General features: G+C 35.5%; 13 protein-coding genes and 1 pseudogene. 7 read left to right on the top strand and 7 right to left on the bottom strand.

All coding sequences use genetic code 11. The features are described 5' to 3' along the window. The first annotated feature begins 38 nt into the window (after nt 1–38). From phnC to H7K77_RS07685, 3 genes are all read left to right on the top strand, one after another. Complete coding sequence (gene phnC / locus H7K77_RS07695) at nt 39–812, top strand: phosphonate ABC transporter ATP-binding protein (RefSeq protein WP_186577153.1); 774 nt, start codon at nt 39–41, stop codon at nt 810–812. Between the two features lie 85 nt (nt 813–897). After that, nucleotides 898–1,464: a polysaccharide deacetylase family protein gene (locus tag H7K77_RS07690; RefSeq protein WP_186577675.1), complete on the top strand. Its 567-nt coding sequence runs from the start codon at nt 898–900 to the stop codon at nt 1,462–1,464. Nucleotides 1,465–2,318: 854 nt separating this feature from the next. Continuing rightward, a complete protein-coding gene (locus H7K77_RS07685) occupies nt 2,319–3,491 on the top strand; it encodes a DUF4317 domain-containing protein (protein ID WP_186577152.1) in 1,173 nt (390 codons plus the stop codon). A 562-nt stretch (nt 3,492–4,053) separates the two neighbouring features. On the opposite strand, the gene H7K77_RS07680 is transcribed toward H7K77_RS07685, so the two are convergent. The 3 genes from H7K77_RS07680 to H7K77_RS07670 form a co-directional block, all read right to left on the bottom strand. Next, entirely contained in the window at nt 4,054–4,575 is a 522-nt protein-coding gene (locus tag H7K77_RS07680) for a hypothetical protein (protein WP_222599272.1), read from the bottom strand. 368 nt (nt 4,576–4,943) lie between these two features. Beyond that, nucleotides 4,944–5,636 (bottom strand): hypothetical protein, encoded by a 693-nt coding sequence (locus tag H7K77_RS07675; protein WP_186577150.1) that lies wholly within the window; start codon nt 5,634–5,636, stop codon nt 4,944–4,946. 171 nt (nt 5,637–5,807) lie between these two features. Beyond that, nucleotides 5,808–6,260, bottom strand: a complete 453-nt coding sequence (locus H7K77_RS07670; protein WP_186577149.1) for a hypothetical protein — start codon at nt 6,258–6,260, stop codon at nt 5,808–5,810. A gap of 798 nt (nt 6,261–7,058) precedes the next feature. On the opposite strand from H7K77_RS07670, the gene H7K77_RS07665 reads away from it, so the two are divergent. Beyond that, entirely contained in the window at nt 7,059–7,457 is a 399-nt protein-coding gene (locus H7K77_RS07665; protein ID WP_186577148.1) for a hypothetical protein, read from the top strand. A gap of 122 nt (nt 7,458–7,579) precedes the next feature. Here H7K77_RS07665 and H7K77_RS07660 read toward each other — a convergent pair whose 3' ends face one another. Beyond that, nucleotides 7,580–8,461: an AraC family transcriptional regulator gene (locus H7K77_RS07660; RefSeq protein WP_186577147.1), complete on the bottom strand. Its 882-nt coding sequence runs from the start codon at nt 8,459–8,461 to the stop codon at nt 7,580–7,582. Between the two features lie 167 nt (nt 8,462–8,628). Here H7K77_RS07660 and H7K77_RS07655 point away from each other — a divergent pair, with 167 nt between their 5' ends. Together H7K77_RS07655 and H7K77_RS07650 are read left to right on the top strand one after the other, a co-directional pair. Further along, complete coding sequence (locus H7K77_RS07655) at nt 8,629–8,898, top strand: Atu4866 domain-containing protein (RefSeq protein ID WP_186577146.1); 270 nt, start codon at nt 8,629–8,631, stop codon at nt 8,896–8,898. Continuing rightward, entirely contained in the window at nt 8,898–9,629 is a 732-nt protein-coding gene (locus tag H7K77_RS07650) for an SDR family oxidoreductase (RefSeq protein WP_186577145.1), read from the top strand. Before H7K77_RS07655 ends, H7K77_RS07650 begins: the two co-directional genes overlap by 1 nt. A gap of 343 nt (nt 9,630–9,972) precedes the next feature. Here H7K77_RS07650 and H7K77_RS07645 read toward each other — a convergent pair whose 3' ends face one another. From H7K77_RS07645 to H7K77_RS07640, 3 genes are all read right to left on the bottom strand, one after another. After that, complete coding sequence (locus H7K77_RS07645; protein WP_222599271.1) at nt 9,973–10,554, bottom strand: hypothetical protein; 582 nt, start codon at nt 10,552–10,554, stop codon at nt 9,973–9,975. A gap of 76 nt (nt 10,555–10,630) precedes the next feature. After that, complete coding sequence (locus H7K77_RS21010) at nt 10,631–10,849, bottom strand: hypothetical protein (RefSeq protein ID WP_222599270.1); 219 nt, start codon at nt 10,847–10,849, stop codon at nt 10,631–10,633. A 166-nt stretch (nt 10,850–11,015) separates the two neighbouring features. Beyond that, nucleotides 11,016–11,426: a hypothetical protein gene (locus H7K77_RS07640; RefSeq protein WP_235988871.1), complete on the bottom strand. Its 411-nt coding sequence runs from the start codon at nt 11,424–11,426 to the stop codon at nt 11,016–11,018. 66 nt (nt 11,427–11,492) lie between these two features. On the opposite strand from H7K77_RS07640, the pseudogene H7K77_RS07635 reads away from it, so the two are divergent. Further along, a pseudogene (locus tag H7K77_RS07635) lies at nt 11,493–12,632 on the top strand (IS256 family transposase); the annotation flags it as partial. Nucleotides 12,633–12,659 lie beyond the last annotated feature (27 nt).

The raw sequence follows: 12,659 nt of genomic DNA, 5'->3' as shown, positions 1-12,659 counted from the left end.
TCACCTAATTATCCAAGGCAATTCGGGAGGAATACTACATGTTAGAAATAAAAAATGTATCTGTACAGTTTCAAGGTAGTAAGGATGCGGCAATAAGTGATATTAATCTCTCCTTTGACAAGGGGGATTTCGTTTGTATTTTAGGGAAAAGCGGTGCAGGTAAATCTACACTCATTCGATGTTTGAATGGACTCCAAAAACCTACTAATGGTGACATTTTATGGAATAGTAATTCCTTAGCCAAAAAGAACGAAGAACAGTTACGGAAAGTTAGGAGAGAAATGGGGATGATCTTTCAGCACTTTAATTTAGTCCCCCGGCTCTCTGTTATCCAAAATGTTCTAACCGGTACATTTGGCTACCGCTCTACATTCAAAAACTTAATTGGGTGGTTTACTGACGATGAGATCAATCGTGCCAAGAAAATAATTGAGGATGTAGGTTTAATCGATCAATTAGATAGAAAAGTGGAAAAACTGAGCGGTGGTCAAAAGCAGCGAGTTGGCATTGCTAGAGCACTGATACAACAACCAAAAGTATTTCTTGGGGATGAACCTGTATCGAGCCTTGATCCTGGTACATCCAACCATATCTTTAATTTAATTCAGGAAATGCATAATCGCCATCAACTTTTAACGATTATCAATGTACATGACGTGAATCTTGCTAAACGATATGCTACTCGACTTATTGCGTTAAAAGACGGAAAAGTGATTTTTGACGACAGTCCCGAAGCATTTGATGAAGATAAGTTTCATTTAACTTATCATTCCACTAACGAGAAATTAGGGACTTTACCGATTTATAACTAGAATGAAAGGATGAATATGAATGCAAATCAAAAGTCCATGAGTTGTTGATCAATCAAGGGTCGTGTACGACTCCTCAGATCAACATGTGTTAACTAAAGCAAGTACAAAAGACCAAAAGTCAGTTGTATTAACTTTTGATGATGGTCCAAGTAAGGTATTACCCAAAATACTAGATATATTATCTCAAGAGAAGGTACCCGCTGTTTTCTTTTGGCAAACTAAGCTTTTGTATGAACAAAGGCCGTGGAAAAGAGTTTTAGATGAAGGTCATGTAATAGGAACCCATACGATTAATCATCCTAATCTACAGAAACTCACCTACGAACAGCAATATAAGCAATTAGCAAGTAGTAAGGCTAAAATTGAGCACATTACTGGTCAGAATGTTACCTATTTTCGTCCTCCATTCGGTCAATACAACAACGAGACAATTCAAGCAGCTAAGGCGTTACAGTTAACTACGGTTATGTGGAGAATTGCTTCCATCGATTGGGAGCTAAAATGGAATCCACACACAATCGTTGACAACGTAATCGAAAATCTAGAGGATGGTGCTATCATTCTGCTGCATGAGTTAAAACAAACCGTTGACGTACTCCCGATTCTCATTGAGAAAATTCGAGCAAAAGGATATACATTCAGCTTAATATAAAGGGTATTAGAAGTAGCTTCTAATACCCTTTTACTATGTTTGACTTTCTCTTTTTCGTTTTATATTAAAATATGTCAAAACACCTAAACAAAGGTACATAAACAATATAGAGAAGCCAAGAACTACTGAAAAGTTAAACACTACCCCCAAAGTATACACGCTAGAAATCAATAAAAAAAAGATGAAAATATACCCCATTTTATTATTTCTAACAAATAATGAAGATAAAATGGCTAAGGCTAAGCTAACCGTTATTAAATGCCCAATAAAGAGCATTGATCCAAACAATATTTCATTCATACTATCCCACCCGACCTATAATAGAGATGTTTTAAAAAAATATCTACCTCTTATTTATAATACGATTTAAAAGCTGTGTGATTTCAACATACTTGTAAAATACAAAGATATTTTCCCAACTCTTCTCCCATTTGTGAATAATATTTCCTTACCTATTATAGGGATGAAAAAATTAACTACCTCCTCCTTTACAGAACAACTCAAGGCTAATTAGGCCTGTTTAATTTATTCTTCAACATTCTCCTCCAACCAATTATCAACGGTTTAAAAAAGGTATAGAGTTGCATCTGTCTAGAATTTATTAGTAAAGCCCTCTATTACATCAAATTGGATAATTAGAACTCCTTCTCATTAATTGATTCTACATTATGTAGAGAAGTGTTGTAATTTGAAGAGCGTGTTACCCTTCTTTAAATCTACCATTATGTTAAAATAAGTAGATACTTAATTCACAGAGAGTACTTAATTTGTTCTCTCTCCTTTTTAGCGCAAGATATGTATCTTTCTTTTTAAAAATAATACAAGATTATCATAGTTTAGGAGTTGGACGTAACATGAACAAAAAAGACGTAGCTAATATTCGCAAACAATTTAAAGTAGGTAATGACCTTTTAAAAATCACAGAAATTTTCAATGTTTATGTCATGAAAGAATCTAGTGACATTTATCATCAGCAAAGTCAGCCTTTTGAGATGTTAGACGAAGATCAGCAAGAGTTATTTCTTAGTAACTTCAAAAAAGTACTTACTGGTCAAATGGATGAAAAATTATTTGAATTGAAATTTAAGTCAGAATCAGAGAACAATAGCCAGTTTATTCTTCATAGAGGCTTGCTGAGTAACGACGTAGAAGACTGGAAAGCGGAAATGCTTTTAATTGTAGAAAAGATGCTGAACGATAAACAGTATGAGCACGACCTTGTCGTTACATTCATACGTGCCGAATTTCTAAAACCAATGAAGCGTCGAAGTGAAGAGTCAGAGGAAAGTGAACGCGATACCGTCTATTCACATTCATTCATTCTATGTAGTATAAACAAAACACAGGAACCTAAAAAAGAATTACAATTTGATTATGTGGAAAAGGAATTTAAGTACAATGTAAAAGTTGATCCAGTTATCAACCTCAATGCTCCATTAGCCGGATTTTTATTTCCTAGTATTACTGATAATGCGGCTGACGTTAACCACGTACTATATTCATCTGGAAAGGTAAATGAGCCTGATCCAGAGTTTATTGAAGAAGTATTAAACGCTGAAGAAACCATGACTGCCCAAGATGATAAAATTGTATTTGAAGAGATCGTAAAACATGTTACAGGTGATCAGTTAAATACCTCTACCCTCGCGAATGTTTACGAAGAGATAAATCGTGTGATTGAGGAAAATGAAGAAGAAGAAACACCTAAACTAGACCGTAGAGATGTGGAACGCGTTCTACAGATGAGTGGATTGGAGCAAGTCAATTCAGAAAAAATTGAAGAAGCTTATCAGAGAGTTATTGATGACGAAAAATACGAAATAAAAGCAAGTAGTGTACTACCTAAATATAAATCGAAATCTATTAAAATAAGTACAAAGGTAGCGAACATCTCTATTAGCCCAGAGGATTTAAGGTATGTAAAGCAGGTTAATTTTAATGGAAAGCTTTGTATTATGATTGAAGTAGAAGAAGATACAGTCATTGAAGGGTTCACAATGATTCCAGAAGCTTTTGGCAGTAGATAATTACCTAATTTTAATATCATAATTAATAAACATTATCGGTAACAATAGAGAAGAAGATTTGAATTGGAATTATTTGAATAATAGTAAATCACAACATAGAAACGCTCCGATTTTTTACTGTGAGCGTTTCTTTTTATTGAGTTATTCAATAAAGCGCCGTTCAAGGTTTATTGATTACCCCACAGGAATATACCATCACTGATACTTTTTATCAAGTTGCAACGGCTTTACAACTTGATTTCACTACGTTTACTAATAGAAAAAGGAATTTGAAAAGTAAAAAGTCCTTTCTTGCGTTATTTGGCAAGGAATTTATTCTTATGACTTTCCAATTAATAAATGATGATTAAAGGTTATTATTCTATTACATAGTTTAGTTGTACTGCCAAGCAAATCGCATTAGTGCTTTTGTTGAACATAAGCCCTTGTTTCCCATTACTGCTCAAATAAGAAATAGATTCATCAAACCAGCAACTCCTTATTGAGTAATTACACCTTTTATAAATATATTTGACTTTATTTGAGTCTTGGTAAGAGAGTAACGACATAATAAAAATACATACTAATGAGATACTTTTTCTTTTAATTCGTAATAGTCATTAAACTTCTTATCAGCTAATTCAAATTGCTCAATACTCTTTTCCATTTGTTGTTGATTATTTAGACTATTGCCTTGTTGAAAATTAACAATTGCTTGAAATTCTTGTGCTGTTCCATCGTAAAATGCCATATATAAACCTTTAATCTCATTATTATAAAAGTGAAGTGTATTTTCTTCATAGTCAATCACTTCAAACCTTTTATTTTCCCAACCTTTATCCTTAATGTCCTGAATTTCTATTGATATTTGATGATAAGGACCTCCACTTTCGAAATGAATATTCTCTGGATTATGGAAGTGGAATTTTACGAGAAATCTATTACCGTTATCATCATCAATAACAAAATCAATTTCAAGTAAGGATTTGTTTTCTCCAAATTCTTTATAAAAAGAAACATAGAAGCTATTTATTAGTCTAATTTTTACGAAAGAAAAATCTTGAATTTCATTTGTAATTAGTTCGACGTTTTTTATCATTTTCATCACCAAACATTATTCTATTACATTAGAGTTTTAAATTACCATTTCTTCTTACATAAACCTGCCCTTTAACACAATAGGAGCTGCCGCAATGACATCCCCTTGTTCAGCTATTGCATCCCGTTAATGTAATAAGAAATATCTTTATTCTATTTCAGTAAAAATAACTACTTTATTCTATCTTCTAAATCCTGTATTCTTTTTTCTAATTTCTTATTTTTATTAGCTACTTCAACATATGCACCAATTGCAATTGAAATCGCAATCCAAGAAAATAACCAATCCATAGTAACCTCCTCTATCCTACCCAAAAAGACTGTATGCCTTGTTCAAGATAAGCATCCCGTTACTTTAAGTATATTTATTCACAATTAGTTTTCTTTTCCCAATGCTTTGATTGTGTTATTCAATTTAGTTGCTGTTTTCTCGGTTCCCATTTCATAAAAAATCAATATATTTTTACTAACTATTTCTTTGTGGTCAACTACATCTGCTGCAGCATTCATCTCTTCAAACATAGCTATTCCTTTTTCTCTTGCAGCAATTGTTGGAAATGTATAAATAGATAGAACATCACCTTCTAAATAATAATAACTAGGTGAGATTCCGTTTAATTCTTGAATAAATGCGTTTCTACTAGGTAAATCTGCTTCTTTTAATTCAAATCCTTGCTTGGTTATAGCAGCTATAACATCTTCTAAAGTAATGTCGGGTAAAGAAATGATGGCTTGATTAGTAATATTTATTTCATTAGCTACCATGCTCTCGTTAATTTCCTCTACCCAAACTTTTATTTGCTGTGTTGCTTCTAGGTCATCGACAGCGGTTCCTTTTCCACTTATTTTTGTATCTTCGTTAAAGAAAATTTTATATACGCTGTACTCTGCTTCTTCATCAGCGTTTATCGGTTCTAAAGTAAAATTATTTTCTTGTAGGTTTGTTATTACACCTTTATAATCTGACTTTATGAAGTAGCAATAGAACAAGACAACAACAAATAAAGCAAAGAGGATGCTTAATACGACTACCAATAATTTAATTTCTCCCTTAATGTGAGAGTTCATTTTTCTTCTCCTTTTTTAAGTCCTTATGTATATAGACGTTCCATCACTTTTTCTGGCAAGGTTATTTCAACATTCCTTCTCGTTACTTCAACAAGATAAGCGAATACTCTTGTTAAGCATTCGCTCCCTTTACTTTAAGAAGAGCTTCTTCTTGTTTTTCAACTATCCTTACTACAAGTTCTTCATTCTGATAATCTCTCCAATATTATAGCCTACCCACGCCCCGATAAAAGGGAAAGCATTTATAGGAAAGTCCAATCTCACAGAGTTAAAACCCTTCATAAACACTAAAACTGTAATAAAAACACTTATAACACTGATGATGACAGCCTCAGTTATTTCTTTTCGCTTCCAACGCTTCTCGCCCAAACGATTTCTGTCAAATTCCTGCACCATCCTACTTGTCTTTGTACCAATAGGTATTCCCGACATTAGAGTGTACAGCGTGATGCCTGTTATTATCCATATCAGTACACAAAAACCGCCAATGAGGAGGGTCGACTTCCCGTTCTCAGCAAAATAACCAAACAGCACGAATAACAAAAGCATTACGAGATTGTATTGGACTAATTGCTTCTTTTTTAAATGCTTAACTTCTTTTATATCCCATTGTGTTTCATCCATTTAATCTCCCCTTTCTTTCATTAACCTGCCTCTTTAACACAATAAGAGCTGCCGTATTTAACAGCCTCTTGTTCAACATAATCACCTATTTGTTTAAGATTCATTTTTGAATTTTTTGTTGTACTTCTTCTCTGCGTGATAATTCCAAATATGAGAGGTCATCCAAAATACCACGATTACTAAAAGAGGATAATAACCCCTGTATTCACTTGGAATAAAGAATAATATTATTGTAGCAGCTATCATAAATGGTGGCATAAGTATCCAATAACGTTTATTCTTTAGATGTTTAATTACTTTTACCTCCTTTGCACCTATAACGATTGGTCTCTAAAAAAGTACCGTCCTTTTAGCTTACTTATTGTATAATCTTGCTTTGTTAGCACAAAATGCTATCAAGCTTATTGAATAAACCTGCTCTTTAGCTTAAGATCAACACTTCACAATATCATAAATTTCTATACCAAAATCATACCAGATGTGAACGAGTATTTGGTCACTTTTTCCAACTTTTTGGATATCATTGTTGCGTAGTATAAGTCTACTATGTAAGAAAGAGTTAACCTGCACCATACGGGAGAGCTGATCATATTGATTACATTTTTTTGTTTTCTTATAGATCATTCTCAGTCGTAAACGCTCTGTCGTTCATTGGTGTACTTTTTTCATTTGCTTGTAAATGATATGTCAGGTAGTACATTTCAATGGCTGTAATCGGTTATCATGACAAAGGAAAATCTGTTCGAAGTTGAAACGAAGAGGTGAGATGTGTCGTCTACTTAAATGGAGGTGATAGTTTTGAAGAAAGCCGTTTTGCGTATTCTTTCCTCATGTCTCTTATTAGCTTTATTGGCATGTTCTAGCGAGAATAAACAAGTAAGTTATAACGATGAACAAAACGTTGTTCGTAATGAGTTAATCACTGAGGAAATAAACGAAAGTGATATAAGAGAAGTGGTTTATAATCAATTATCATCAGAACAAAAAGAATGGATTGATGGTACTTGGAAGGATGGAAAGGTCTCTAAAATTACCTTAACCAAAAATATGATCACTCAACTTGATGAGAAGTCATACGAAGGAAAAGAAGTCTATATAATCGATTTCCCTACTAAAAGTAAATCAGTCCCAAATAACATGATTGTCTATGCAGATGTGAACACTTGTGACTACATTGGAAATGGTGTTGTAGATTAAAATCTCTTTTTCCAGATATACTCTCGTTAGTTCGATATTTAGCTCATTGAATTCACTATTCCTTTGGCCTTCTACGTACATAGAATAACCCTTCTAGTCTCGATAAACGCATGCTTCTTTGATTACAACATTTCCCGCAGACGTCGTATATCTTTGATTGGGGACAGACCAAATTTACGGCTGTATTCCCGGTTGAAATGAGATGGACTTTCATAACCTACCTGGAACGCTGCCTCAGCCGCTTCTAGGTTTTCCGTTAAAAGCAATCGGCGCGCTTCCTGCAACCTAAGCTGTTTTTGAAACTGGATTGGGCTCATGCCCGTGATTTCCTTGAAATGATTGTAGAAGGATGAGGAGCTCATTCTAGCTTCTTTCGCCAATTCGTTTACCTTTAAGGGTTGCGCAAATTCACGGTTTATCACCCCGATCACCTTAGCAATCCGTTGGGCCTGACTCCCTATAAGTGCAAAATGCTTCAAGGAATCATTCCGGTCATTCTGTAGAATCCGGTAAATGATTTCACGTTTGATACCATCGGCAAGAATTGGTATATCCTGTGGAGTCTCAAGTAGCCTAATAAGCCGTAATACCGCTTCAAGGAGCGAGTCATTGATTAGGCTGATTACTAGACCACGTCCCGGGGAGTCATTAGAAATTACTTGACTCGATGACTGAACGACTTCGAAAATCTGGTTCATATCAAGCTGCAAATGTACGCATAAATAAGGGTTTTCGGGCGAAGCCTTTATGATTTGTCCTGTAATCGGCAAATGAACGGAAGCAGTCAGATAACTGGCAGAATCGTACTGATAGCTTTCTTCCCCAAGCATGACCAATTTTGATCCTTGGGCTACAACACATAGGGAAGGTTCATAAACAGAGTAAACGGGTTCAGAAATCTGGGTGGTACGAACAAATCGCAATCCTGATATAGACGTGTCATACGTTCCATCCACCGCCACATTTTTCTCGATCAACTCCGCTAACTCCTTAATTCGCTCCATGAACCATTCCTCCGCCTTTCCAGTTACATTTATGGATCTCTTGCTCTCTATACTATAATTTATTGGAGTATTAGGCAACAATTGTATATTTTCCGACTACCTCCTCTTTGGCGCAAAAGTTCATAATTAGTTTATGGTCAGACACTTCAATTAGGAGGAGATTAAAAATGAAAAAAGATCCTATAAAAAATTCTCATCCCTATGTGGGGATGTGGTTGACCGCGGACGGTTATATTCGGCACGAGCTGCTTTCAAACGGCCGATACGATGAAGCCCGCGGCAACCGCGAAAGCGCATATCAAGGCAGCTATATCGTCAAAGACAATCATATCGATTATGTTGATGATACAGGCTTTACTGCCAATGGTGATTTTATCAACGGGGTTCTGTACCATGCCGGTATGGTGCTATATCTGGAAGAAGGGAGCAAGAAATAATGTCTGTACTAAATGGAAAAGTGGTTGTGATTACAGGGGCAAGCAGCGGAATTGGTGAAACAACAGCCCGACTGCTCGCAAGCCTGGGCGCTCATGTTGTGATCGGGGCAAGACGTGTGGGAAGACTAGAGTCATTGGCATCTGATATTCAAGGGGATGGCGGTTCTGTAGTTATTCAACAACTCGACGTGACAAAACTTGAACAGATGCAGGCATTTATAGGTGCAGCCCAAAGTCGTTTTGGAAGAGTTGATGCCATTATTAACAATGCAGGGGTGATGCCGCTCTCTTCGCTTGAAGCATTAAAAATTGAGGAATGGAACCGGATGATTGATGTCAATATACGCGGTGTCCTCCATGGCATTGCCTCAGGTCTTCCGGTCATGAAAAAACAAGGTTTTGGACATTTCATCAACATCGCATCCATCGGCGCCTACGAAGTGACCCCGACGGCAGCTGTCTACTGCGCGACCAAATATGCCGTACGTGCAATAACGGACGGATTGCGGCAAGAGACTGTAGGCCAAGGCATCCGTGTGACCCTTGTATCGCCAGGAGTAACAGAATCAGAACTAGCTGAGAGCATTACCGACAACCAGGCTAGAGAATTTATGAAGGAATACCGACATAACGCTCTGCCAGCTAAGGCTATTGCCCATGCGATCGTCTATGCGCTTGAACAGCCTGTTCATGTAGATGTAAGTGAACTGGTTATTAAACCTGCAATGTAAATGAAACAAAGAGATATCAGGAATGCAAATAGAAAAATATAGCTTTCTCCGATCACGAATTAACCATTAGGATTCATCGTTTTTCTGACTCCATATCATCACAAAGAAGAATTGTATGTAGTTAAATGCCATTAACTCCTCATACGATAGGGACTTGAGGGTATTTCTTTTTCCTAAGCATATTTCTTATTAAGTACATTCATTCATCACTTTAGGTTAGTTAGTCCACCATAGGCCCGATTGTTGAACACAAGTTAGACATCTATCTTTAACTAAACTGCTATTTTTACAAAATAAGGTTAGCCATCAATTTCTCAAATTTATGTTTAATAAGATCTATTAGCTAATTATTCTGATAAATCAATTCACCATCTGCTGTATAGCCAGAGATATGACTTTTTAAAATGTCTTCACCACCTTGTTTAAATACAAAATACCAAAACATTCTCTTATCAACTTCTATTATCGTTGCAACTCTTTCATTGTTATTATACTCGACTGTAACTTTACTAATTTCAGGGTCAAATATCTCTCCGATAGCAACTGAATAGTTATCTTTATAAACAAAATTGGTTGACAGTGGATGCTCAGATTCTTCATGTCTTGCACTTAATGCCTGTTGATATTCCCAACCATTGTCTTGTTTCTTAAATTGTAGTATGCCATAGCCAGTATCAGTGTTGTAAAGAGAAATAGCTTGTTGCTCGTTTAACTCCTCCGTGTGGAATACTGCATCTAAACTAATGTCACTATCCAACAAAATAGATTGTTCAATAGTTTTAATTTCTTCCTCACTACAACCTGAAAGTAAAATGAAACAAACTATCAATATTGAGATTACAAAACGCAAAAGATCAACCCTTTCAATAATATTAGGCACTTGTATTTTCTTTTCTTGTTCCACATTACTGCTTCTATACTTCAATAAAGGAAATAAGCGAACCTTGTAGAAGATTCGCACTCGTTATCTTGCTAAGCCCATTCAATTTTCTTATATATTATTATGAACAACAGTAAATAGCTTTATCAAAGGCATCTTCGGGGATATATACTCGACCATTTTTTATTTTATAAGGGATATTACTATCTTCTAAACTTTTTGTATCAACAGTCTTCTCAGAATCTCCCCATTGAATATATTCCCCGTTATAACTCTTCTGACAAGCTGACGTAATCATAAGTATAAAAATAAGAAGAGTCGTCATACAATTTTTTTTCATAGTTATAACTTCCCTTTTCTCCGTTTATTTTTATCAATAATTTACACATATAAATTGAATTGAACGTTTATTAAACTTAATGCTTCTTTAGCACAATAGGAGTTACCGCATCGACCACTGCTTATTCTATTTTCGCATCCCGTTAATTGAAGAGTGCTTTACTCTTTTATTTCTTCACCAATACATATTGCTTATCATTTAAAAAGAATGTTTCGCATAGGTGATTTAAGTCTTCTAATCTTATATGGTTTCCGTATTGTAACGTACTAAGGTTAATTACTACATCTTTACTGTCATCTTTTTCTTTTTCCTCATGCCCATCCCAACAAGAGTATATTTCAATGAAATCCCCTTCTAATAAATGTTCATCAATATAACTAAAAAGTGATTTGATTGATTTACGTTGACCCGGTGTATTGGTTGCATGCAAGTATCCTTGTACTTCATATACAAAAGGCGTTGTAAATTTATTTCTTACTGGTTCATATCCAGAAATCAAGTCAGAAACATCAATTCCATTTGCATCTTCTTCTGTTTCATAAACCTCTACGAGTTTAGAACCGTTATTCTTTTTCAAATGTTTATCTAAACTAATTCCTTTTAGTTTTAATTCCGAAAGAGGTTTATATGTTGGCTTCCTACTTTAAAAGATATATTCGGCCCGATGTTTGAAGCGATGTTAAAAGGTGAAATGAACCATCACTTGGGGTATGAATCCAATGATAAAGGAGAAAAAGAAACGTCAAATAGACGAAATGGATACGGGAAAAAGTCGGTGAAAACAACAGCTGGAGAAGTGGAAATATCCGTTCCTAGAGATCGTGATGGGTCGTTTGAACCGTATTTAATACCAAAACGTCAAAAAGATGTTTCGGAAATGGAGAATAAGGTCATTTCTATGTATGCGAGGGGAATGTCGCAGCGAGATATTTCCGCCACCGTTGAGGACATTTATGGTTTTTCTGTATCCCATGAAATGATTTCAGATATTACAGATGCAGTTCTACCTGAACTGGAAGAGTGGCAGACACGCCCATTAAGCAACTGCTACGCTTTCCTATTTGTCGACTGTATGTACACAACGATTAGGAATCAATATGAGACAAAGAAATATGCAGTCTACACCATTTTAGGTTATACGATAGATGGAAAGAAGGATATTCTAGGTCTGTGGCTGAATGAAACAGAAAGTAAGCATAAATGGATGCAGATATTTGATGAGTTAAAAGCTAGAGGGATTGAAGATATTTTCTTTATTTCTATGGATGGCGTAAGTGGCTTAGAAGAAGGAGCCCGTGCCATATTTCCTGACGTTACCGTTCAAAGATGCATCGTTCATTTAATTCGAAACGCTATTAAATATGTCCCAAGCAAAGATTATAAAGCATTTACAGCTTCTTTGAAGAAAGTCTATGGAGCTCAAAGTTTAAAAGCATGCCAAAGTGCATTTGAAGCCTTTAAACAGCAGTGGTCTGCTTATCCAGGTGCCATTGATGTGTGGATAAGGAACTTTCACCATGTCGAGCAGCTCTATGATTATGGTAGTGCCATTCGTAAGATTATGTACACCACTAACGCCGTAGAAAGCATCCATTCCAGCTTCAGAAAAGTCACAAAAAAAGGAGCATTCCCCAACGAGAACGCTCTACTGAAAGTCTTATTTTTACGTACAAAAGAACTGGAGAAAAAGTGGAACGGTGGCCACATTCAAAACTGGTCCATGGTCATGAATCAACTACTCATCCATGATAAATTGGAGAGTAGGGTTTTAAAATATATTTAAAACTTACACACTTTTCTTGACAAGCCC

This window comes from Aquibacillus kalidii (assembly GCF_014280935.1).
Classification (GTDB): domain Bacteria; phylum Bacillota; class Bacilli; order Bacillales; family Amphibacillaceae; genus Aquibacillus_D; species Aquibacillus_D kalidii.
Note: the sequence above shows the minus strand (reverse complement) of the source record. Positions and strands in the feature narration are given on the sequence as shown.